Annotated in this window: 20 protein-coding genes and 1 pseudogene; 11 read left to right on the top strand and 10 right to left on the bottom strand. The window is 60.1% G+C overall.

Going from position 1 to position 21,875, the window contains the following annotated elements:
- The first annotated feature begins 7 nt into the window (after positions 1 to 7).
- The 6 genes from ligA (at position 8) to H9L06_RS00610 (ending at position 7,591) form a co-directional block, all read left to right on the top strand.
- Positions 8 to 2,215, top strand: a complete 2,208-nt coding sequence (gene ligA, locus H9L06_RS00585) for an NAD-dependent DNA ligase LigA (protein ID WP_187555395.1) — start codon at positions 8 to 10, stop codon at positions 2,213 to 2,215.
- Between the two features lie 103 nt (positions 2,216 to 2,318).
- Positions 2,319 to 2,930 carry a DNA-3-methyladenine glycosylase I gene (locus tag H9L06_RS00590; RefSeq protein WP_246454419.1) on the top strand — a complete coding sequence of 204 codons (612 nt, stop codon included), beginning with the start codon at positions 2,319 to 2,321 and terminating at the stop codon, positions 2,928 to 2,930.
- Positions 2,931 to 3,019: 89 nt separating this feature from the next.
- Complete coding sequence (gene gatC, locus H9L06_RS00595; RefSeq protein ID WP_187555396.1) at positions 3,020 to 3,340, top strand: Asp-tRNA(Asn)/Glu-tRNA(Gln) amidotransferase subunit GatC; 321 nt, start codon at positions 3,020 to 3,022, stop codon at positions 3,338 to 3,340.
- A gap of 9 nt (positions 3,341 to 3,349) precedes the next feature.
- Complete coding sequence (gatA, locus tag H9L06_RS00600; RefSeq protein WP_187555397.1) at positions 3,350 to 4,879, top strand: Asp-tRNA(Asn)/Glu-tRNA(Gln) amidotransferase subunit GatA; 1,530 nt, start codon at positions 3,350 to 3,352, stop codon at positions 4,877 to 4,879.
- Positions 4,879 to 6,393, top strand: coding sequence for an Asp-tRNA(Asn)/Glu-tRNA(Gln) amidotransferase subunit GatB (gene gatB / locus H9L06_RS00605; RefSeq protein ID WP_187555398.1), 1,515 nt, complete (start codon positions 4,879 to 4,881; stop codon positions 6,391 to 6,393). The genes gatA and gatB overlap by 1 nt, the downstream gene beginning before the upstream one ends.
- Before the next feature lie 70 nt (positions 6,394 to 6,463).
- Entirely contained in the window at positions 6,464 to 7,591 is a 1,128-nt protein-coding gene (locus H9L06_RS00610; RefSeq protein ID WP_187555399.1) for a glutathione S-transferase C-terminal domain-containing protein, read from the top strand.
- A 14-nt stretch (positions 7,592 to 7,605) separates the two neighbouring features.
- Here the strand turns inward: H9L06_RS00610 and glpK are convergent, their stop codons facing one another.
- Positions 7,606 to 9,138 (bottom strand): glycerol kinase GlpK, encoded by a 1,533-nt coding sequence (gene glpK, locus H9L06_RS00615; protein ID WP_187555400.1) that lies wholly within the window; start codon positions 9,136 to 9,138, stop codon positions 7,606 to 7,608.
- On the bottom strand, positions 9,138 to 10,913 hold the full coding sequence (locus tag H9L06_RS00620; protein ID WP_187555401.1) for a glycerol-3-phosphate dehydrogenase/oxidase: 1,776 nt from the start codon (positions 10,911 to 10,913) through the stop codon (positions 9,138 to 9,140). The genes glpK and H9L06_RS00620 overlap by 1 nt, the downstream gene beginning before the upstream one ends.
- 77 nt (positions 10,914 to 10,990) lie before the next feature.
- Between H9L06_RS00620 and dinB the strand changes: the two genes are divergently transcribed.
- Positions 10,991 to 12,235 carry a DNA polymerase IV gene (gene dinB, locus H9L06_RS00625; protein WP_246454420.1) on the top strand — a complete coding sequence of 415 codons (1,245 nt, stop codon included), beginning with the start codon at positions 10,991 to 10,993 and terminating at the stop codon, positions 12,233 to 12,235.
- Here the strand turns inward: dinB and H9L06_RS00630 are convergent.
- The 6 genes from H9L06_RS00630 to H9L06_RS00655 are packed head-to-tail and all read right to left on the bottom strand — an operon-like array spanning position 12,232 to position 15,310.
- The gene (locus tag H9L06_RS00630) at positions 12,232 to 12,813 is read right to left on the bottom strand and encodes a DUF2017 family protein (RefSeq protein WP_187555402.1); all 582 of its coding nucleotides are present in this window, start codon (positions 12,811 to 12,813) and stop codon (positions 12,232 to 12,234) included. The two genes, dinB and H9L06_RS00630, sit on opposite strands and share 4 nt — an antisense overlap.
- Positions 12,810 to 13,118, bottom strand: a complete 309-nt coding sequence (gene clpS / locus H9L06_RS00635; RefSeq protein WP_382336561.1) for an ATP-dependent Clp protease adapter ClpS — start codon at positions 13,116 to 13,118, stop codon at positions 12,810 to 12,812. The genes H9L06_RS00630 and clpS overlap by 4 nt, the downstream gene beginning before the upstream one ends.
- Positions 13,115 to 13,462 (bottom strand): metallopeptidase family protein, encoded by a 348-nt coding sequence (locus H9L06_RS00640; protein ID WP_187555403.1) that lies wholly within the window; start codon positions 13,460 to 13,462, stop codon positions 13,115 to 13,117. The genes clpS and H9L06_RS00640 overlap by 4 nt, the downstream gene beginning before the upstream one ends.
- Positions 13,463 to 13,508: 46 nt before the next feature.
- Complete coding sequence (locus tag H9L06_RS00645) at positions 13,509 to 13,997, bottom strand: DUF6328 family protein (protein WP_187555404.1); 489 nt, start codon at positions 13,995 to 13,997, stop codon at positions 13,509 to 13,511.
- Positions 13,998 to 14,020: 23 nt separating this feature from the next.
- Positions 14,021 to 14,740 (bottom strand): PIG-L deacetylase family protein, encoded by a 720-nt coding sequence (locus H9L06_RS00650; protein ID WP_187555405.1) that lies wholly within the window; start codon positions 14,738 to 14,740, stop codon positions 14,021 to 14,023.
- Positions 14,741 to 14,761: 21 nt separating this feature from the next.
- On the bottom strand, positions 14,762 to 15,310 hold the full coding sequence (locus H9L06_RS00655; RefSeq protein WP_187555406.1) for a hypothetical protein: 549 nt from the start codon (positions 15,308 to 15,310) through the stop codon (positions 14,762 to 14,764).
- 324 nt (positions 15,311 to 15,634) lie between these two features.
- On the opposite strand from H9L06_RS00655, the gene H9L06_RS00660 reads away from it, so the two are divergent.
- From H9L06_RS00660 to H9L06_RS00670, 4 genes and pseudogenes are all read left to right on the top strand, one after another.
- A complete protein-coding gene (locus H9L06_RS00660) occupies positions 15,635 to 15,832 on the top strand; it encodes a hypothetical protein (protein WP_187555407.1) in 198 nt (65 codons plus the stop codon).
- A gap of 625 nt (positions 15,833 to 16,457) precedes the next feature.
- Positions 16,458 to 16,689, top strand: a pseudogene (locus tag H9L06_RS11655) (hypothetical protein); the annotation flags it as partial.
- Between the two features lie 38 nt (positions 16,690 to 16,727).
- On the top strand, positions 16,728 to 18,839 hold the full coding sequence (locus H9L06_RS00665; protein ID WP_187555408.1) for a heavy metal translocating P-type ATPase: 2,112 nt from the start codon (positions 16,728 to 16,730) through the stop codon (positions 18,837 to 18,839).
- Positions 18,840 to 18,863: 24 nt separating this feature from the next.
- Positions 18,864 to 19,172 carry a metal-sensitive transcriptional regulator gene (locus H9L06_RS00670; RefSeq protein WP_187555409.1) on the top strand — a complete coding sequence of 103 codons (309 nt, stop codon included), beginning with the start codon at positions 18,864 to 18,866 and terminating at the stop codon, positions 19,170 to 19,172.
- A 22-nt stretch (positions 19,173 to 19,194) separates the two neighbouring features.
- Here the strand turns inward: H9L06_RS00670 and H9L06_RS00675 are convergent, their stop codons facing one another.
- Together H9L06_RS00675 and H9L06_RS00680 are read right to left on the bottom strand one after the other, a co-directional pair.
- The gene (locus H9L06_RS00675; protein WP_187556261.1) at positions 19,195 to 21,072 is read right to left on the bottom strand and encodes a heavy metal translocating P-type ATPase; all 1,878 of its coding nucleotides are present in this window, start codon (positions 21,070 to 21,072) and stop codon (positions 19,195 to 19,197) included.
- A gap of 58 nt (positions 21,073 to 21,130) precedes the next feature.
- Complete coding sequence (locus H9L06_RS00680) at positions 21,131 to 21,859, bottom strand: Crp/Fnr family transcriptional regulator (RefSeq protein ID WP_187555410.1); 729 nt, start codon at positions 21,857 to 21,859, stop codon at positions 21,131 to 21,133.
- Positions 21,860 to 21,875: the final 16 nt, after the last annotated feature.

Raw genomic sequence — 21,875 nt, forward strand, 5'->3', positions numbered from 1 at the left:
TGGAGCGGTGACTGAATCATCTGAGAACTTCAGCGATTTCGAACGAGCGCGCGAAGAGTCCGAACGCCTCACAGCAGAGATCGAGCGATACCGCCTCGCCTACCACTCTGAGGGCGTCAGCCTCGTCTCAGATGCCGAGTACGACGCGCTATTTCGGCGGCTTGAGGCGATCGAGCGCGAACATCCAGAGCTAGCAGGCCAAGACAGCCCGACTCAGGAGGTCGGTGCTGCAGTCGTCTCAGCGGGGTTTCCAGAGCACGAACACGCGGAGCGAATGCTCAGTCTCGATAACGTGTTTTCGATTGACGAGTTTCGCGAATGGGCTGAAAAGACGAAAGCATCTGTCGGCACTGATGTTCGTTGGCTCTCCGAGCTCAAGATAGATGGGCTCGCAATCAATCTTGCTTACCGAGATGGAAAACTTGAGACCGCAACCACCCGCGGCGACGGGCGGGTCGGCGAGGACATCACGGAGAATGTGCAGTTCATCCCGGTGATTCCAACCAGTCTCAACGGGGATGATATTCCAGAGTTCTTTGAGGCTCGAGGAGAGGTGTTTCTTTGCACCGAAGACTTTGAGGCGTTGAATGAGCGGCAGCACGAATTACAGGCTGCGCACGCGGAGGCTCAGCGCGCGCGAGGAGTAGCCGAAGAAAACATCACTGTGAAGTATCCCGAGTTTGCGAATGCCCGCAATACTGCCGCCGGAAGTTTGCGGCAGCGGGCTGAGAAGAAAAACGACGCAGACCTTGCGCTTATGCGGTCTAGACTCGGCAGACTCTCGATGTACATGCACGGTATCGGCGCGTGGGATTCCCCGGCGTTTTCCAACCAATCAGATGCGTATGACCTTCTGAAGTCTTGGGGCCTTCCTGTGTCGCCGCACTCTCGCGTATTCGATACGGTCGACGAGGTGGTGCAATTTATCGAAGACTGCGGCGAGCGCCGTCATGATTTCGAGCATGAGATCGATGGAATCGTGGTGAAGGTTAACGATCTATCGATGCACGATGAGCTGGGGGTGACTAGCCGGGCACCGCGTTGGGCGATTGCTTACAAGTACCCTCCAGAAGAGGTTCACACGAAACTGCTCGATATTCGAATCGGTGTTGGGCGTACTGGTCGGGCGACACCTTATGCGGTCATGGAGCCAGTGCACGTTGCGGGGTCAACGGTGAGCCAGGCAACACTTCACAATCAAGACGTCGTTCGTGCAAAGGGCGTAATGATCGGCGACACCGTCGTGCTTCGCAAGGCGGGCGACGTTATCCCCGAGATTCTCGGTGCGGTCATCGAGCGGCGTGACGGCAGCGAACGTGAGTGGATCATGCCAGATCACTGCCCCGAGTGTGGCACTGAGCTGCGTGCGATGAAAGAGGGCGACATCGACCTCCGGTGCCCGAATGCTCGTGCGTGCCCCGCTCAGGTTCGGGGGCGCGTCGAGCACATTGGTTCGCGTGGCGGCCTCGATATCGAAGTGCTCGGGGAGGTGACGGCTGCCGCGTTAACGCAGCCACAGGGGGATGATGAGCCACTGCTTGTTACAGAGGCGGGGCTATTCTCTCTCACCGAGGATCTGCTCCTGCGTCATCCCTACTTTCGGAGAAAGGATGGGAGCGCGTCTAAGGATGCGGAGACCTTTATTGCCGAGCTCGATAAGGCAAAGACGAAGCCGCTGTGGCGACTGCTGGTCGCCCTGAATATTCGCCATGTGGGTCCCGTTGCCGCCCGGGCACTCGCCGAATGGTTTGGCTCGCTTGAAGCCATACGTGCGGCGAGTGTCGAGGAGCTTTCTGAGGTTGAGGGGGTCGGCGGCATCATCGCCGAGTCGCTCTCAGAGTGGTTTACGGTCGATTGGCACGTCGAAATTGTGGATCAGTGGGCGACCGCCGGCGTGCAATGGTCGACCCCGGGTCACCCAGGCCCTGGGGCAGCGCGATCTGTTGATGGCGTGTTGGCGGGCCTCACCGTGGTGGCCACGGGAACGCTTGAGGGATTCACGCGTGATGGGGCCAAGGAAGCGATCATTCAGGCGGGCGGAAAGGCCGCATCGAGCGTGTCTAAGAAGACGGATTACGTTGCAGCGGGTCCGGGTGCAGGATCGAAGCTGACGAAGGCAGAGGAACTTGGTATTCCCGTGCTGAACGCCGAACAGTTTGCTGTTCTCGTGACTCAGGGACCGAGCGGTTTGCGGGAGTTATCCACAGATGAGTGATTTCGCACTTGTGATTTCCCTATCTTCGCTATTCTGAACGATGTTCACTCAAGGAAAACGGCGACTCGGAGGGGGACGCGCGCCACGAAAGGAATAACCAATCGTGTCAACTGGTGCTGCATCAACACTTGTTCGAAGCTCATGGGCGCTTCAAGATCCACTACTCACTGAGTATTACGATCGCGAGTGGGGCATGCCCGTGCGTGATGATCAGGGCGTCTTTGAAAGGCTGACGCTTGAGGCGTTCCAGTCAGGCCTCTCTTGGCTGACGATCTTGCGCAAGCGTGACGCCTTTCGTGCGGCATTTCATGACTTCGATCCCGTACCCATCGCCCAGTACGACGAAGCAGATGTAAACAGACTGCTCGCAGACCCTGGCATCATACGAAACCGGCTCAAGATTGAGGCAACGATTTCTAACGCCCGCGCGCTCATTGAAATGCAAGCGAAGGGTCAGTCTCTCGCCGAAGTCGTTTGGAGCTACATGCCAGAATCTTCTCCAACGCCAACTGAAGACAGCGAGGTGCCGAGCGCATCTGACGAGTCAGTGGCGCTGGCAAAAGATCTCAAACATCGTGGGTTTCGATTCGTTGGACCAACGACAATGTACGCACTTATGTGTGCGCTCGGGGTCGTTGACGTACACCTAGTGTCGAGTCATAGGCGTGGGTGCTCGGGGCTTTGGAATCGCGACGGCTCACGTGTGGAACAGTAATTTTCGGTCAATTTGCTCATCCAACCGGGTCTTCATCTCCACTCGGTAGGATGGACAGGTTCGAACCCGACTTCTTCTGATGGAGCAGCATGCCAGAGAATCATGCGGCCCCGAGCGAGATCACTACGTCTACCGTGGAACACCTCGCCGGGCTTGCCAGGATTGCACTCACCGACACCGAGATTGAGACGCTCACGAGCGAACTCGGATCGATACTTACGAATATCGCAAAGGTGAGCGAAGTCGCGACACCTGATGTTCCTGCGACGAGCCACCCGATCCCGCTAAGCAACGTCACGCGCGAAGACGTCGTGTCTGACGTTCTTTCGCGCGAAGAGGCGTTGCAGAACGCTCCCGCGGCTGCCGACGGCATGTTCCGGGTCTCATCGATCTTGGGTGAAGAGCAGTAGGGAATACACATGAATGAACTAATTCAGCTCACCGCTGCAGACCTCGCCGCAAAGCTCCAGGCAGGTGACGTGTCCGCCGAAGAGGCGACACGCGCTCATCTCGACCGTATTGCTGCCGTTGACGGTGATCTCAATGCGTTTCTTGCTACAAATGAGGAGGTGTCGCTCGAAGCCGCGCGCGCAATTGATGCGAGACGAGCTGCGGGTGAGGAGCTTGGCGAACTCGCGGGAGTTCCTCTCGCAGTGAAAGACGTGTTGGTCACAACCGATATGCCGTCGACCTCGGGATCAAAGATGCTCGAGGGGTACCGCTCACCATTCGACGCCACTTCGGTCGCGAAGGCCCGTGCAGCCGGTCTCATCTCTATCGGCAAGACAAACATGGACGAGTTTGCGATGGGGTCCTCCACGGAGAACTCTGCATACGGTCCGACGCGCAACCCGTGGGCACTTGACCGAGTTCCCGGAGGCTCAGGAGGTGGCTCGGCTGCTGCCGTAAGCGCTTTCGAAGCACCGCTTGCACTGGGTTCTGACACAGGTGGCTCGATTCGCCAGCCCGCTGCACTCACGGGCACAGTTGGTGCGAAGCCAACCTATGGTGGGGTCAGTCGCTACGGCGCGATCGCACTTGCTTCGTCCCTTGACCAGATCGGGCCGTGCGCGCGCACTGTGCTCGATACCGCACTTCTGCACGACGTGATCGCAGGTCACGATCCGCACGATTCAACTTCGCTCGCTCACGAGTGGCCATCAATGGTGGCTGCCGCGCGCGGTGGGGCAAACCCGGAGTCACTCAGGGGGCTGCGAGTTGGAGTCGTGAAACAGCTCATGCTTGATGGCGTTCAGCCAGGTGTTAAAGCACGATTCGAAGAGACTCTTGCTTTGATGTCGGAACAGGGGGCTGAGATTATCGAGATCGACGCACCTCACTTCGAGTACGCGGTAGCAGCGTATTACCTCATCCTTCCTTCTGAAGCGTCGAGCAATCTTGCAAAGTATGATTCGGTTCGCTTTGGGTTGCGGGTGGAACCGGAAGGTGGCGGCACCATCGAGGGTGTCATGAGTGCGACCCGAGAAGCCGGCTTTGGCGCTGAGGTAAAGCGCAGAATTATTCTGGGCACTTACGCGCTTTCAGCGGGCTACTACGACGCCTACTACGGCAGTGCTCAAAAAGTTCGCACGCTCATCCAGCGTGACTTTGCGAGTGCCTTTGCGCAGGTCGATGTGATTGCATCACCGACAGCACCAACAACTGCGTGGCAGCTTGGTGCACACCGCGGTAACCCGATGCAGGACTACCTCAATGACGCGACCACGATTCCGGCGAACCTCGCGGGTATTCCAGGCCTGAGCCTGCCGGTGGGAACGGCAGCTGAAGATGGGCTACCAGTTGGGCTCCAGCTCATGGCGCCAGCGTTCGAAGACGCCCGGTTGTACCGTGCTGGCGCAGCGATTGAGACCCTCGTCACTGAACGAGACGGTACTCCGTTCTGGGCTCAAGCTCCATCACTCACTGCAGCCGGAAAGGCGGGCGCATAATGGCAAAGACAAAGCTCATGGACTTTGAGCGGGCGCTCGAACTGTTCGAACCCGTCATTGGGCTCGAGGTTCACGTGGAGCTCAATACGAAGACCAAGATGTTCTCGCCCGCGCCGAACATCTTCGGTTCTGAGCCGAACACGAACCTCGCGCCTGTGTGTCTTGGGCTTCCGGGCTCGCTCCCGGTGCTCAATGAGCAGGCGGTTCGCTACTCGATCAGTCTCGGACTCGCACTCGGTTGCGAAATTGCCGAGGTTTCAGGGTTCGCGCGCAAGAATTATTTCTACCCCGATATGGGCAAGAATTACCAGATTTCGCAGTACGACGATCCGATCGCACACGACGGTTCAGTAGAAATTGAACTCGAATCGGGACGTGTGGTGCATGTGCCGATTGAACGCGCTCACATGGAAGAAGATGCGGGCAAGCTGAATCACGTTGGTGGCTCCACGGGGCGCATCCAGGGTGCAGAGTATTCGCTCGTTGATTACAACCGTGCGGGTGTGCCCCTCGTAGAGATCGTGACACGACCGATTTTCGGCGGCGAAGCTGACACCCCTGAAATTGCTTCGGCCTACGTTTCGACGATTCGTGATCTCGTAGTATCCCTAGGTATCTCGGATGCACGGATGGAGCGAGGAAACATTCGCTGCGACGCGAACGTATCATTGCGCCTACGTGGCAACGAAGAGGCTGGAATGAGCGTGCTGGGCACTCGCACTGAGACGAAGAACGTGAACTCACTGCGTTCCATCGAACGCGCGGTGCGCTTCGAGATCCAGCGCCAGGCCCAGATTCTCTCTGAAGGTGGATCGATCACGCAGGAGACCCGCCACTGGCACGAGGACACGGGCGAGACCTCGCCAGGTCGTCCAAAGAGTGACGCAGACGATTACCGGTACTTCCCGGAGCCAGACCTTGCTCCGCTCACGCCATCACGCGACCTCGTTGAGGAATTGCGGGCTGCGCTTCCAGAGCACCCGACGCTTCGTCGCCGTCGCCTTCGCGAGGAGTGGGGCTTCTCAGCGCTCGAGTTCCGCGACGTTGTAAACGGCGGTCTTGTGAACGATATCGAAGCCACGGTCGCTGCGGGAGTTCCAGCGCAGACCGCACGTAAGTGGTGGACTGGCGAGATTGCACGCATCGCGAACGAACGATCAGCAACACCATCCGACCTCATCACACCATCGCAGATTGTCGAGCTCGTCGCTCTCGTCGATGCTGGCACACTCAACGACAAGCTGGCTCGACAGGTCATCCAAGGCATCATTGATGGCGAGGGTTCTGCCCAGGAGATCGTCGATGCTCGTGGACTCGCGATCGTGTCAGACGACGGCGCACTCATTGAGGCCGTAGATGCCGCACTCGCGCAGCAGCCAGACGTGCTCGAAAAGATTCGCTCGGGCAAGGTTCAGGCCGCCGGTGCGATTATCGGTTCGGTCATGAAAGCGATGCGAGGCCAGGCAGACGCGGCACGTGTTCGAGAGCTGGTGCTCGAGCGCGCCAGCGTTTAGGCGGTTCACATATTCGCGTTCGTGCAGGGGCGGGGCAACCCACCCCCGCACGAACGCGTAGACTCGCCACATGGGTAAGAGCGAGCAGCAATTTTCCACAAAAGGTGCTTATGTTACGGGTGGCGCTGAGTTCACGCGAGATACGAACTACATCGAGGACCGCATAGTTCGAGATCCTGAGGCTGTAAAACAACTTCCTGCCCCTCCGCAGTCAAGTATCGGATCTCTTGGTTACGGTTTGAGCGATGGTGCGGAGGCGTGGCCAGTAGAGCCGGGACGGTATCGGCTCGTTGCCGCAAATGCTTGCCCGTGGGCAAATCGCACCGTCATCGTGAGACGGCTCCTAGGGCTCGAAGACGTGATATCGCTCGGACGCCCCGGTCCAGTGCACGACGTGCGCTCGTGGACGTTCGACCTCGACGAAGGCGGTGTCGATCCGATACTAGGAACCGAGCGTCTCCAAGAAAACTATTTCACTCGCTTTCCCGGCTATCCTCGTGGAATCACAGTTCCCGCGATCGTAGATATTCCTACGGGGGGAGTGGTGACCAACGACTACCCTCAGATCACGCTCGACTTTTCGACCGAGTGGCGCGAGTATCACCGAGAAGGGGCGCCAAACCTTCTCCCGGAGAGCACGCTTGACGATATGTGGCCCGTGATTAAGCGAGTATTCACCGAGGTAAACAATGGTGTGTACCGCTGCGGTTTTGCGGGAAGCCAAGATGCTTATGAGACGGCCTACGCGAGGCTCTGGGAGGCCTTTGACTGGCTCGAGGAGCGGCTCTCAAAGCACCGTTACCTCATGGGCGCAACCATCACCGAGGCTGACGTGCGACTCTTCACCACGCTCGCACGCTTCGATCCCGTGTATCACGGCCACTTCAAGACGAATCGAAACAAGCTCGCTGAGATGGAGAACCTTTGGGGCTACGCTCGCGACCTGTTTCAGACTCCAGGTTTTGGAGACACGATCGACTTCGTGCAGATCAAGCAGCACTATTACATCACTCACGAAGATGTGAACCCGACGCAAATTGTTCCGTCGGGCCCTGACCTTGGCAATTGGCTCGATCCACACGATCGAGAGAGGCTCGGCGGTTCGCCATTCGGTGATGGCACGGCACCTGGGCCGGTGAGCGAGCATGAGCGGATCGCAGCGGGCCACAACCCGCTGTACCCCCTCTTATCTGACTAAAGTCTGGCCACCCGTTAGCGCACGTCGTCGTCGACCCAGTCCATCGACTTCGTGACAGCCTTGTGCCACTGCCTGAGTAAGCGATCTCGCTCACCAGGGTTGATTGACGGCTCCCATCGTTGATCTTCGCGCCAATTTTCGCGGAGCTCGTCGAGCCCCGACCAGAAACCAACGGCGAGACCAGCTGCATACGCCGCACCGAGCGCCGTTGTCTCGGTTACAGCCGGGCGCACGACCGAGGTATTGAGCATGTCGGCTTGAAACTGCATGAGTGTGTCGTTCGCCACCATGCCACCGTCAACGCGGAGTTCGGTGAGCGGCGCACCGTTGGCGGCTGCCACGTCGGCATTGACCGCATCCAGTACGTCGCGGGTTTGGTACGCAACTGCCTCAAGTGCTGCGCGCGCAATGTGTCCGCGATTCGAGTATCTTGTGAGCCCAACCAGTGCGCCGCGCGCGTCGGGCCGCCAGTACGGTGCAAAGAGGCCAGAGAACGCAGGAACGAGATACACGCCGCCGTTGTCATCAACCGAAGCGGCGAGTTTTTCGACCTCAGTGGCAGAAGCGATGAGTCCAATTTGGTCACGCAACCATTGCACCAGTGAACCCGCAACTGCGATCGAGCCTTCGAGTGCGTAGTGGGCGGGTTCGTCTCCAAGTTTGTAGCTCACTGTGGTGAGCAAGCCGTTGGCGGAGTGCACAATGTCTTCACCGGTCTGGAAGATGAGAAAACAACCAGTACCGTAGGTGTTTTTTGAGTCCCCGGCGTTAAACGCAGCCTGCCCGAACGTCGCTGCCTGCTGATCGCCCAAGATCCCTGCAATAGGGGTGCCGCGGAGTAGCGACGTTTCGTGCGCGGTGCCGTACACCTCAGATGACGAGCGGATCTCGGGGAGCATCGAACGAGGTACGCCAAATGCGCCGAGCAACTCGTCGTCCCATGTGAGCGTCTTGAGATCCATGAGCATGGTACGCGATGCGTTCGTGACGTCAGTGGTGTGAATGCCGCCGTTTACTCCGCCGGTGAGGTTCCAGAGTACCCACGTATCCGTGGTGCCAAAGGCGAGTTTTCCGGCCTCGGCTTCTTCCCTGGCGCCCTCAACGTTCTCGAGGATCCAGGCGATTTTGGAGGCCGAAAAATAGCTCGCGAGCGGCAGCCCAGTCTTCGCCTTGAATCGTTCGGCTCCGAGCTCGGATTCTGCTGCGAGCTGATCCACAATGCTCTGCGTTCGCGTGTCTTGCCAGACAATCGCATTGTAGATCGGCTCACCGGTCTCGCGATTCCACACCACGGTTGTCTCGCGCTGATTGGTGATGCCGACTGCCTCGATGTCGCTCTCATTGAGCTTGGCACGGCCGAGAGCGGTGCCGATCACTTCCTGGGTGTGCTTCCAAATTTCTGTCGCATTGTGCTCTACCCAGCCCGCCTGTGGCATGTGCTGTGTGTGTTCACGCTGGCCCGTGGCGATGAGCCTTCCGCCTCGGTCAAAGACGATCGCGCGGGTTGATGTGGTGCCCTGGTCGATCGCGAGAATGTAGTTTCCCATTACTGCTCCTGAATCTTGCTAACACCCGGTTCGCCGAGCACCACGCGATGGCGATCTGCGAGCAGTTGCGTCGTTCGGGCTATTTCTTGTGTCTGAGCTGCCGCATCCCAGCCCATAGTGGAAGCGATCGCTGAGGCAATCTCGACGAGCGACTCATGTGTCATACCGCCGCAGAACGCGACAGATGTGCGTCGAAGGAGCAGGTCATCGAGGTGACGCACATCTTCGTGACGCGCGAGAAACTCCAGCTCTTCAGCGAAATACCCGGGGGTAAGTGTGAGCTCACGAGGCATCTTCGGGAGAACTGCGAGCATCGCAGCAGCTTTGGTGCCGTATCGCTTGAGAAGTTGTTCGACGACTTCGCGGCTGTGGCCCGCACCGTTTCTCGCGATCCACAATTTCTTCGCGGCGCGACTCGTGGGGAACCCAATCGCGCCCCCAATTGGCAGCGCCCGCGTCTGGGTGCGACGCGCGATGCGACTAGTTGGCCAGCCAAGTAGCGCGAGCGTCTCATTACCGAGGTGCTCTGCGAGTGCGCGGAATGTGGTCCATTTTCCGCCGACCAGGCTGAGTGTGCGCACGTCGTCGAGCCACCCGTGCTCGATGCGGTAGTCGCGCGAGACGAACCCGGGAAGCGTGTCATCGTGGCGGGGGAGCGGCCGTACCCCTGAGAATGTGAAAACAATCTGGTCGCGCGAGACCGGTATCGACGGAAAGACGTGCTTTACGAGGTCGAGGAAATACTCGATCTCGTCGTCGGTGCACACCGAGACCTCGCGTGGATCGACGTTGATATCTGTAGTGCCGATCATCACGCGGTCTTTCAACGGGTAGACGAGCACGATGCGGCCGTCTGAGTGCTCGAAGAAGATCTCGCGGCCGCCTGTAGCGTCAAAGAGTTCTGGGTGATCGAGCACAATGTGCGAGCCCTTAGTACCACCCATGTAATTGGTTGGCCTGCCGAGCGCCTCATTCGTGAGATCGGTCTCTTTGCCACTGACATTCACAATGACCCGTGCACCGAACTCGAACTCCTCGCCGCGCTTGTTGTCGCGCAAGCGAGCCTTGCCGTTCTCGAACCCGACAAGTGACACATAGTTCGCGGCGCGCGCGGTCTGCTCGCTCGACACCGTGGCCGGGCCGTTGGCTTCTGTTGCGCCAGCAGCGAGACCGTCGTACAAGACGTCGAGCGCAAGTCGTTCTGGATCGTGCATGGACGCGTCGAAATATGTTGCCGTGTATTTGATCTCTGGGTTCAGTCGGGGCAAAAGCTTGAGCGATTTCTCTCGACCGTGGAAGCGGTGACGGGGCACCCTGCCGCCAGCACGTGAGAACGTGTCGTAAATCATGAGGCCGGTCTTTATGAGCAGCGCGCCTCGCTCGCGAGACTTGCCGCGGCCGTGCGTAATGAGCAGCCTGAGAGGTGCCGTGAGGATGCCAGAGAAAGTCGAGAAGATGGGAATTGTCGTCTGAAGAGGCCTGACATAGTGCGGCGCATTGCGGATCAGGCGATTGCGCTCTTGCACCGCCTCTTTGACGAGCCTGAATTCGCCATTCTCGAGGTACCGCACACCGCCGTGCACCATGTGGCTCGACGCTGACGACGCCCCGGAGACAAAGTCAGCGGCATCGATAAGTGCAACGTCGACGCCGAGCAGTGCGAGTTCTCGGAATGTCGCTATGCCGTTGATGCCGCCGCCCACGATGAGTACATCTGCTTGAGGCCGGTCTACGAGCGACGCGACCCGTTCGTGGATAGGTTGTTTGTTCGCCATGCGCATCACCTGTTCCCGTGAGTTGTGCTGGTTCTACGCTATCGTCTTGCTGTGACAATCGGGCGGTAGGCACTGCCATGTGGTGCAATGGAGTGGTGGCGAACGGAATGCGGAGAGAAGCGTCGATTCTGCACGTTGACATGGACTCATTCTTTGTCTCCGTTGAACTGCTTGACCGCCCAGAACTCGTTGGCCTTCCGGTTGCCGCTGCACACGACACGCAGCGTTCAGTGGTCTCGAGCGCGAGCTATGAGGCGAGGCGTTTCGGTGTGCGATCCGCCATGCCAGTCGCCCGAGCGAAGCAACTGTGCCCGCAACTCGTGCTTGTCACACCGGTGTTCGAGAAATATCGGGTCGCGTCGCGAAAAATTATGGAGATCTTTCGCGAGTTCACCCCACTTGTTGAGCCGCTCAGCATCGACGAGGCATTTCTTGACGTCGCTGGTTCGCTCAGGCTCTTTGGTAGCCCGATTGACATTGCGAGGCAGCTGAGAGCGCGGGTACGAGACGAAACTGGGCTTCCGGCATCCGTCGGGCTCGCAGGCACTAAGTTCATTGCGAAGCTTGCATCACAGCGCGCAAAGCCCGATGGCATACTCGAGATTCCACCCGCACGAACGCTCGAATTCCTCCACCCGCTTCCGATTGGGGCGATGTGGGGAGTTGGGGCCGCGACTGAGCGAGCGCTGAAATCTCGCGCGATCCACACCGTTGCAGATCTCGCGCGGGAGCCACTCGACTCGCTTCGGCGCATCGTCGGAAATGCCTCGGCCGAAAAGCTGCACGAGCTCGCGAACGGTCGCGATTCACGCGGGGTAGAAACGACGCGGATCGAGAAGAGTATTGGCCACGAAGAGACGTTCGCGACGGACATCACCGATCGGACAATGATTGAGCGCGAGCTGTTGCGGCTCTCGACGCGCACCTCGGAGCGTCTGCGCGACGCCGCAATCGAAGCGCGAACCATCGCGATCAAAGTGCGTTGGGACACGTTCGAGACGTTCACGCGGTCGCGAACGTTGCCTGAGCCGACAAACACCACGCAACGGGTGTACTCGACGGCGCGCGAGTTGTTCGAATCGCTTGCGCCCGCAGACAGGGCGATGCGCCCCGTGCGGCTCATCGGTGTGCGGGCCGAACAACTTGTTGACGCGGGCAGTGGATCGAATTCGCTGTGGAATGAAGACGAGCAGTGGCAGGCGGTCGACTCCGCAGTCGATGAGGTTCGTGAGAAGTTCGGGGCCTCGGGGCTCACTTCGGCGCGCCTACTCGGTGGGCGTGACGAGGTGGTCGATCCACGCTCACTACAAGACCCGGGCTAGAGACCCGTCGCACCCTCGTTCTTACTCGCCGCACCGAGCGCGAGTATCGCATCGAGCAGGGAAGCGAGCCAATCAAACACGAGCACGGTGCCGCGTGTCTGCTCCTCATCGATGAGGCGCTCGTGATCTTCTTCGCTCTCGAGACCGATGCGAGCTGCGATCGCAAGCCGAACAGCAGTTACCGTACGAGCCCAGGCAGGAAACGAGGCCTCCGTTATGTTCACCGCAGTCTCGGTCATCGACGTGCTGTTTGGAAGTGACCAATCGAGGTCGCCGATCACTTGCATAGCGTCTTGCAGCTTGCGATTAATGAGGCCCTGTTCGGTGACCCTTCGGAACGCGGTCGCATCGGCCGCATCTTCAAACGCGTCGGGAAACAATCGCGCGAGCGCAGGGTCATCGGGGGCGACATCAGAGCCACCCACCTCCAGGCTCGCGAATAGTGGATCGGGATCGAGCGCCGTCGTGCTGTGGCTCTCCATGAGCATGATGAGCTGACGAACAAGCTGATCGAGCATGCCAGCCTCTTCGGAATCGAAGAGAATCTCCACGCCGCCGTCTGCCGGTTGTAGCCTCACTGTGCATCCTCCCGTTCGACCGTCGCCCACAAACCGTACTCGTGCATCGCCTCCACGTGCAGTTCCATTGCCTCCCGCGACCCCTCAGCAACCACAGCACGACCAAAGTTATGCACCCGAAGCATCAACTCGTCTGCACGCTCAACCGTGAACCCGAAATGCGTGCGGAACACGTAACTCACGTACGACATGAGATTTACTGGATCGTCCCACACAATCACCCGCCACGGAAGCTGCGGTGCGACTGCGAGCGAGCCATCTGTGCTCGGGCTGCGCTTCGTACCTGACTCGTCTGCACCCATCATCCCCACCCCAATTCGTGAATGCGTGCCTCATCAATTCCCAAAAAGTGCCCCACCTCATGCACGAGCGTAATGCGAATCTCGCGAGAAAGCTCGTCAACATCTTCACAGTGCTCAAGCAGATTCTCTCGGAAGAGCGTGATGCGATCCGGTTCCTCCCCATAACCATACGTATCGCGCTCGGCAAGCGAAAACCCCTCGTACACCCCAAGAATGTCACTGCCATCCTCCGGACGATCCTCGATGAGGAAAATGACATTATCGAGGTGTTCGAGCATTTCATCAGAGAGCGAGTCGAGGCCATCGGAAACCATCGACTCAAACTCTTCGGGCGACACTTCGAGCATGCTTTCACCCTAACCGTTCAGCCAGAGATTGCACCTAACAATCCTGTTATCCCTCCTCGTGAGGGTCGCGAGTCGTGCGGGCAAGCCACGGCAACACCAACCACAGTGCGGCAAGGAGCACGGCGGCGGCAGCCGCCGCGATCCACCCCCAAAACTGGCCCAGCACCACGCTGAACACGAATGCCACCGTGCCAGCGATGGTGAGGCCCAAGAAAACGAGTGCGAGTGTCGTTAGGCGGTTCGAGATATGTACCGTTCGGGCTTTGCGCCCCCGTTGAAACAAGAATCGGTGGAGGCTCACTGGCGCAACCATGAGAATTGTGGTGGTAATCGCGAGCGAAACCAGCACGAGATACAGCGTGAGCTGCGTGCCCTTGATGAGCTCAGCGAACCGCTGCTGAAACGGCAAAATAAGCAGGAACGCAGTGAGGATCTGCACGCCCGTCTGTGACACGCGCAGCTCTTGCGTGAGTTCAGTCCAATTGCGGTCGGCGCGCATCGCAGGAGACTCGGGGCGGTCCGGAATGTCAGACATACCTCATCGTACGCCGGAAGCACTCACATGCGATATGGGCGAATTGGCAGAGCGAACGGTACGCCCGCGCGCTCGCCGCCGTCTGACAGCACGCCAGTGACGAGCTCGCGGGGGACCGGGTAGTTGGGTATCGCTGCCAGGTACACCTCGTGGGCCTCGAGCGACCGCACGGCCCGCTCTGCCGCATCCTCCGAGACCTCGATCGCGTGAGTGGGCTGATGCATCATGACGAGCAGCCACTCGGCTTTCCATGCCTCGAGTCCTTCATCGGTGAGCTGCTCTCGGAACAACCACGGGTTGTCTGCGTCACGAATCGCATCGATGACCGCGATGCCGGTCGAGCGATGATCCACATGATTAAGCCCCCACGGCGCCTCAAGGCCCCAGCTCATCGTCACCACTGCGTCAGGGCGAGTGGATCGGATCTCACGCGCGATTCGCCGCCGAGTCCCAACCGAGGGTTCCACGAGTCCATCAGGGAGATCGAGAATGGTGAGGCTCTCAACTCCCACGATCTCGCACGCCTTGCGTTGTTCGTCGGCGCGGCACGGCGCGGTCTCAGACGGGGTCATAGTGCGGATCCCGGCTTCGCCGGCCGTGAGCAGCAAATACGAAACCTCGATACCGCGTGCCGACCATTCGGCCGCGACCGCCGAACCTCCGTACTCCATGTCGTCGGGGTGCGCGACTACGCACAGTACCCGCTCGATTCCGGTTGCGTCGAAGAGTTCGAGAGTCGTCATAGTGCGACCCTAACGCCGCGCTCAGAGAATATACACGTCGAGGTGGTTGCCGACCGTGCCGCGGTCGTAGATCTTGCCCGGATACCCGAACGGTGTCTCGTACACGGTGCCCTTCGGTGCGGATCCGGCGAGCACGATGTAGCCGTCTCCGTCGCTGACGTAGCCACCCGCGTTGACGTGGCGCCCCGGAATTGCAAGACCACCGCCCGGAAGCACCTGCTGGCTGTAGTACGTGAACCGGTACCCGCCCCAGTTCACCGAACCAGTGAACATGAACTGTTCGAGCGTATAGAGGGCGGCGGGTGCTGGTGCATGGTCTTTGTGGGTGCTCCGGCCGCCGTCTTCTTCGGTGAGTGTGATATCGAGGTCGAGGATCGTATCGGTTGCCGCGGTCGAGGTGAGTGCCTGGTGGGCAGCCGGTGTGACAAATCTGGGCGCGCTGCTCGCGTACGCGTTTGGCAGCGAAAACGGTGCGAGAACCGTGGTGCCTACGAGCACGAGCGTCGCCGAAACTGACCCCAGTGGGCGAATGCGCGACCAGGGTAGATAGTTCGAACGATAGACAGACACGATCTCCCGAGTGTAACCGCGCACCCTGAGTGTCGAAACAATGATCGGCCCTGACTTTTGCGTCAAGGCCGATCGGATTTGGGGTCCCTGCGTAGAAAGTTCTCAAACCCTACTCCGAAGCTGAAATTGTTGATTTCTCGCTGGAAACGAGGGGTATACCGGGTATCGCAGCGGGCCGGTAACACCCCGATTCAGGACGTTCGAGGGCCCTGTGTCAGGAGGATTGGGAAACCTCAAACCTTTCTCACCCCCGCAGAAGTAGATCGACTTATCGACGATTACCTCACTGGTTTCAGCGTCGGATACCTCGCTCAGAAGTATGGTGTGCACCGTGCAACCGTCTCGAAACATCTCACCCGGAGCAACGTCGTGCGCCGCCAGCACGGCCCCACAATCGAGGAAGCCGCAGAGATAGTGAAGCTGCACGGCGGTGGCATCTCAATGCGCGCTATCTCACGCAAGATGTTGATGATTGCGTTTCAAAGCAATATCGATTCGACGATCGCCTTCAGCGTTCCGTAACGAACGCCATGCTCCGCGGCGGATGAGTTCATCCACGACCTCCGATGAGGCGCCGAGCCAAGCTGCCTGGTGAAATGGTGTGAACCAAGAGTCACCAGCGATTCTCCATTGATTTACGCTCAGAAATCGCTCTCGATCAAGAAGACGAAATACCGCCTCCCAATTGCCGACTTTGGCAACGTCCGCAAGACGATTGATGTTGTCGACGTGACTCTCCCTGAGAAGTCCCGCCTCTATCACGCCTGGCCAATCAACTTCCAACTGCCACCCTACGCTCGACATTCGGACGGTGTAACCAGAACTACTGCTGCCGGATCTACATCACTTGCCGTTGCAAGAGTCGGCAACTCGGCAGAATCAAGACCAGCAAGTTCAAGTGCTGCCTGTCCAGCTAAGTGAGCCGAACGCACAGACGGGACTGCTGCACGGATAGGTGACAGTTCTAGTCACGCCGCCAGTGCGACGGCACTCGATCTCCTCTGCAACCCGTCAGACCTTGACCGAACCTTTTGCGACCGGCGCACGGCAAAGTAGCGCTTGGTACTTCTCAACGGCTTCTGCCATTCGCTCTACATGTCTGGGTCGGAAGACGAACTGCTTGAAGGTCGGTGAGTAAAGGCAGTAGCGCGGCGATCTGCGGAGCGCTGTCGATGTGATCCGACTCTGACGCAAGACGCTCGGCACCATCAAGACGAACCTGTCTTGGGCGTTCGCCTATAACGTGGCAGCGATTCCGGTCGCAGCGTTCGGTATGCTTAACCCAATGCTCGCCGGCGATGGCGTTCTCGAGCGTCTTCGTCGTTGGCAACAGCCTGTGTCTGCGCGGCTTCACGTCCATCACCAAGCAGGCTGCCTAGCACACCGGGCCGGGTCGCCCAGCCGAGAGAAGACACCCATGACGAAGCCACACGCGGGCTACGGGCACGACCACGGGCCTCACAGTGGCCACGAGCACCACGAGCACCACGAGCGCACTGGGCACGAGGATCACGATGGTCACGTTGGCCATATGGGCCACTGCGGTCACGGCGATCATGTGGCACAGTTTCGGCGCCTGTTCTGGGTGAATCTCGTGCTCGCGGTGCCAGTCGTCGCGTTCTCGCCAATGTTTGCCATGATCCTCGGCTATTCAGTACCAGGTTGGGCCACCTGGATCGCACCTGTTATCGGCACCGTGATGTATGTCTGGGGCGGCGCCCCATTCTTGACGGGCGCGGTGAGCGAAATCAAGGCCCGCAAACCGGGCATGATGTTGCTGATCGCCCTGGGCATCACCGTGGCCTTCCTCGCATCGTGGGGCGCAACACTCGGGCTGTTGCATCACGAGCTCGAATTCTGGTGGGAACTCGCGCTGCTGGTGGTCATTATGCTGCTCGGGCACTGGATCGAGATGCGTTCGCTCGCCCAGACCACTTCTGCGCTCGACTCCCTCGCGGCGCTTTTGCCCGACGAAGCCGAGCGGGTCGAGGGTGAAACGGCCGTCACGGTGAGCCCGGCGGAGTTGCGCGTTGATGATCTCGTGATCGTGCGCCCGGGCGGCAGCGTGCCGGCCGACGGCATGATAGTTGACGGACGTGCGGCCATGGATGAATCGATGATCACCGGCGAATCGCACCCCGCGACCCGCAGCGAGGGCGATGCGGTGACCGCCGGCACGGTCGCGACCGATTCGGGGCTGCGGGTCAGAGTCACCGCCATCGGAGACGACACGACACTTGCCGGCATCAACCGACTCGTCGCCGACGCACAGAACTCGTCGTCTCGTGCGCAGCGCATCGCCGACCGGGCTGCAGGGTGGCTGTTCTGGTTCGCCCTCGCCGCAGCGGTCATCACCGCGATCGTTTGGATGCTCGTGGGCGACCCAGATGTGGCCGTGATGCGCACCATTACCGTGCTAGTGATCGCCTGCCCGCACGCGCTCGGCTTGGCGATTCCGCTCGTGGTTTCCATCGCCACCGAGCGCGCGGCTCGCGGCGGGGTGCTCGTGAAAGATCGTCTCGCGCTCGAGACGATGCGCCAAGTCGACGCGGTGCTCTTCGACAAGACGGGCACACTCACCAAGGGCGAACCGGTTGTCACCGGTGTCGCGCCAGTCGGCGATGTTGACGAGCACGCCCTGCTGGCCCTGGCCGCCGCGGCCGAGGCCGACAGCGAGCACCCCCTCGCCAAAGCGATCGTCGCCGCGGCGAGCGACCGAGGCCTCAGCCTTGCACCCGCCACCGGGTTCTCTTCTTCACCGGCGGTTGGCGTCACCGCCACCGTGGCCGGCCACGAGATTCGGGTCGGTGGGCCCCGGCTTCTGGAAGAAACCGGGCAGCCCGAGATCGGTGCAGCCGATGCCTGGCGGGCCGAAGGTGCCATCATTCTGCATGTCGTTCGTGACGGAATCATGATCGGCGGGCTGAAGCTCGCCGATGAGATTCGCCCGGAGTCGCGCGATGCCCTCGCCGCACTGCATCGGCTCGGTGTTGAGGTCGTGATGATCACCGGTGACGCTGCAGCCGTCGCGGGGGAGGTTGCTCGCGAACTCGGTATCGACCGTGTGTTCGCGGGCGTGCGCCCCGAAGATAAGGCCGCGAAGGTGGCCGAGTTGCAGCACGAAGGCACGGCTGTCGCGATGGTCGGCGACGGTGTCAACGATGCCCCCGCCCTCGCGCAAGCCGATGTTGGTATCGCTATCGGGGCGGGCACCGATGTGGCGATCGCGTCGGCAGGGGTGATCCTCGCCAGCTCTGACCCGCGTTCGGTGCTCTCAGTGATCGAACTCTCACGTGCTGCCTACCGCAAGATGAAACAGAACCTGTGGTGGGCGGCGGGGTACAACCTGATTTCGGTGCCGCTTGCCGCCGGTGTGCTCGCCCGCGTCGGGTTCGTGCTGCCGATGTCGGTCGGAGCGATTCTGATGTCGCTGTCGACGATCGTCGTGGCGCTGAATGCCCAGCTCTTGCGCCGCATCGATCTCAGCCCAGAAGCCAGCACTCGCGCCGTGCTCGAACGCACGAACTGACCTCACGCAGCCCAGGATCAGCACATGTCATCAACCACTGAATCGCACGCGTCGCACCACGGGTATATCGGCGATAAGAAGCGCTACCTGCAGCGCATGAAACGAATCGAAGGTTCGGCCCGGGGCATCGCGAACATAATCGACGAAGAGCAGTACTGTATCCACATTCTGACCCAGGTCAGTGCGCTCACCCGCTCGCGGCAGGGGGTGGTGACGGGGCTCGATGATCACCTGAAGCACTGTGTGCTCGATGCCGCCAAGCTTAGCGACGAGGCCGCCCACGAGAAGATTCAGGAGTCCACTGCCGCGGTCAACCGGCTGATCCGATCGTGACTGTGTGAGTCGGCCTCGCGGGTTAGCCTACCGGCACTTCCCGCCGAGCAAGGCTCTCGCGCCGCGCACCCCGGTGCGCTCGGAGCGCTCGGAGCGCCGACAGAATGGCCACAAGGTCAACAATCTCTTGCAGCAGCGCTCCCACCACCGCCGGCAAATAGCCGAATGCGGCGACGAGCATCAAACCGACTGAGATGATGATGCCCATCCAGATCGACTGCAGGGCGATCTGCACCGTGCGCCGCGAGACATAGGCCACATCTGCCACTCGCGCGATGTCGTTCGAGGTGATCACCGCCGCTGCTGACTCGCTCGCGACCGTTGCACCCCTGCCCGCCATCGCAACACCGACATCGGCGGCCGCCAGCACCGGGGCATCATTGATCCCATCGCCGACCATGAGTACGGGTCTCGGCCGCATCGCCTGCACAATCCGCACCTTGGTCTGGGGAGTGGTCTCAGCGTGCACCGTCTGAATGTCGACCGCGTGTGCGACAGACTCCGCGGTCGACGTGATATCACCGGTCACCATCGCGATCTCGGCTACGCCTGCTCGGCGAAGACGGGACACCGTGTCTGCAGACTGCTCACGAATCGGGTCGGACAAGATGATCACTCCGGCGAGCTCGTCACCGACCGATACGTAGACGGCCGTCTCCCCAGCTGAGAGTACGGGTCGATCGATCGGCCCGGTCACCTCTTCGATAAATGAGGGCTTGCCCACTCGCACCGAAGTGCCGTCTGCCAGGGAGGCGAGGACACCGTTTGTTGCCACCTCGTCGGCCGTCACCACTTCGGGAAGCTCAAGTTGCTGTGTGCGTGCCGATGCCACGATCGGATCGGCGAACACGTGCACGGAGTACTGCTCGGCGGCGGCCGCGAGCTGCAGCGTCTCGTCTACGGTGCGAGCAGCAGGGTGAATCTCGACGACGTCGGCTTTACCTTCGGTCAAGGTGCCGGTCTTGTCGAATGCGACTGCACGGACCCGGGCGAGCACCTCTAACACGCCACCGTCTTTGATGATGACGTTGAGCTTTGCCGCGGAACTCATCCCGCCCATAAACGCAACCGGGGTGGCGATGAGCAGCGGGCACGGCGTCGCCACGACGAGCACCTCGGCAAACCGCACCGGATCCCCGCTGAGAAACCACGCGAAGCCCGCAATCAGCAATGACACAATGGTGAACGGCACCGCATAACGGTCGGCGAGTCGCACCATCGGTGCCCGGGAGTCCACGGCCTCCTCGACCAACCGTACGATCGAGGCGTAGTTCGAATCGGCTGCCACCTTCTGCGCGCGCATCGTGAAGCTCGTCGTGCTGTTGACCGTTCCAGAAAGCAGTGGGTCGCCCGCGTGGTAGTTCACCGGGATCGGTTCACCGGTCACGGATGATTCATCAATCGTCGCGTGATCCGATAGGAGCACCCCGTCGACGGGGAGGATCTCTGAGGAGCGCACCAGCAGTTCGTCGCCGACTTTCACCTCTTCGATCGCGATGCGTTCGACCTCACCTGTTACCGGGTGAATTCGACCCGCGAATGCTGGGGCTCGGTTCAACAGTTGGTCGAGTTCTCGGCTCGCGCGGCGAGCGGCGAGGTCTTCGAGTGCTTCCCCTCCGGTGAGCATCAACGCGATGATGAGCCCCGCGACATATTCCTGTACGGCGAGTGTCGCGATCATGGCGATGACCGCAAGAATGTCGAGCCCCCAATGCCCGCGCATCAGATCTTTGAACATGTCGATCGCGGTGATCACGATCACGATACCGAGCACCAAGTATGCGGTGACCCCGAGAGCCATCTCTGCGCCGGTCAACCAGAGCATAACCCCGGTCGCCAAACCGACGAGCACGAACATCATGAGCTTGCGGGTGCGAAGAAATTCCCCCGTCGATGACATTGCGTGTGACGCTTCCGAGGTACGTGGGGCGATGGTCTGGGCTGGCACGGTGCTGTTCTCAGTCTCTCTTCGAGAGGGTTGAGAGCGCGGTGAGCGCGGTCACATCAGTGATCGTGATCCGCCCCTGTTCCTGTTGTGAGATCACCCCGGTGTCGGTGAGTTTGCGAAGTTGCCGACTGAGGGACTCTGGTGTCGTGGACAGGAGCGAAGCAATGTCCTTCTTTGCGAGCGGCAGCGTCACGTAGATAGCTCCTCGCGGCCCTGGCGTCGCAGGGAGCGAGAGCAGGTAATCGGCGAGACGAGAGCTCACGTTTCCCAAGATGACAGAAGCCAGCCGCGCCTCAGTATCATCCAAGCGCTGACTCACTCCTTGCAGCATGCGCAGCCCGATGCTCGGATGCTTCTCGACGAGACGCCCGAGATCGGCATGACGGAACACGCACAGTTCGGTATGCACGAGCGCTTCTGCTGCGTGATCGGGTCTCGTGCCGGTGAGAAACGCGGATTCTCCGATGAAGTCGCCCGGACCGAGGACCCGGATCACCTGCTCGTGCCCAGCCGCACTTGTACGAGCGATCTTCACCTGACCGGTGTGCACCACCATCAACTGCGACATATCCGAGCCTGCTGTATACGCCTGCTCGACAGCGTCTAATCGGACGGTACGTGCAAATCCCGCAACTTCCACTTGCTGCGCATGTGTGAGCCCTTGAAACAGTGGTACACGGGCCACGCAGAGATCATTTGCTGGATCAGCATCCACATCGGTTGAAACAGCCAACGGCATCCTTCCCTTCCCTTCC

This window comes from Leucobacter denitrificans, from assembly GCF_014396385.1.
GTDB classification, from domain to species: Bacteria; Actinomycetota; Actinomycetes; order Actinomycetales; family Microbacteriaceae; genus Leucobacter; species Leucobacter denitrificans.

Excerpts from the sequence above, each read along its gene's own strand:
- gatC (WP_187555396.1), top strand. The coding sequence starts at position 3,020 with ATGCCAGAGAATCATGCGGCCCCGAGCGAGATCACTACGTCTACCGTG.
- gatA (WP_187555397.1), top strand. The coding sequence starts at position 3,350 with ATGAATGAACTAATTCAGCTCACCGCTGCAGACCTCGCCGCAAAGCTC.
- gatB (WP_187555398.1), top strand. The coding sequence starts at position 4,879 with ATGGCAAAGACAAAGCTCATGGACTTTGAGCGGGCGCTCGAACTGTTC.
- H9L06_RS00610 (WP_187555399.1), top strand. The coding sequence starts at position 6,464 with ATGGGTAAGAGCGAGCAGCAATTTTCCACAAAAGGTGCTTATGTTACG.
- glpK (WP_187555400.1), bottom strand. The coding sequence starts at position 9,138 with ATGGGAAACTACATTCTCGCGATCGACCAGGGCACCACATCAACCCGC.
- H9L06_RS00620 (WP_187555401.1), bottom strand. The coding sequence starts at position 10,913 with ATGGCGAACAAACAACCTATCCACGAACGGGTCGCGTCGCTCGTAGAC.
- dinB (WP_246454420.1), top strand. The coding sequence starts at position 10,991 with ATGTGGTGCAATGGAGTGGTGGCGAACGGAATGCGGAGAGAAGCGTCG.
- clpS (WP_382336561.1), bottom strand. The coding sequence starts at position 13,118 with ATGATGGGTGCAGACGAGTCAGGTACGAAGCGCAGCCCGAGCACAGAT.
- H9L06_RS00640 (WP_187555403.1), bottom strand. The coding sequence starts at position 13,462 with ATGCTCGAAGTGTCGCCCGAAGAGTTTGAGTCGATGGTTTCCGATGGC.
- H9L06_RS00645 (WP_187555404.1), bottom strand. The coding sequence starts at position 13,997 with ATGTCTGACATTCCGGACCGCCCCGAGTCTCCTGCGATGCGCGCCGAC.
- H9L06_RS00650 (WP_187555405.1), bottom strand. The coding sequence starts at position 14,740 with ATGACGACTCTCGAACTCTTCGACGCAACCGGAATCGAGCGGGTACTG.
- H9L06_RS00665 (WP_187555408.1), top strand. The coding sequence starts at position 16,728 with ATGACGAAGCCACACGCGGGCTACGGGCACGACCACGGGCCTCACAGT.
- H9L06_RS00670 (WP_187555409.1), top strand. The coding sequence starts at position 18,864 with ATGTCATCAACCACTGAATCGCACGCGTCGCACCACGGGTATATCGGC.
- H9L06_RS00675 (WP_187556261.1), bottom strand. The coding sequence starts at position 21,072 with ATGTCATCGACGGGGGAATTTCTTCGCACCCGCAAGCTCATGATGTTC.
- H9L06_RS00680 (WP_187555410.1), bottom strand. The coding sequence starts at position 21,859 with ATGCCGTTGGCTGTTTCAACCGATGTGGATGCTGATCCAGCAAATGAT.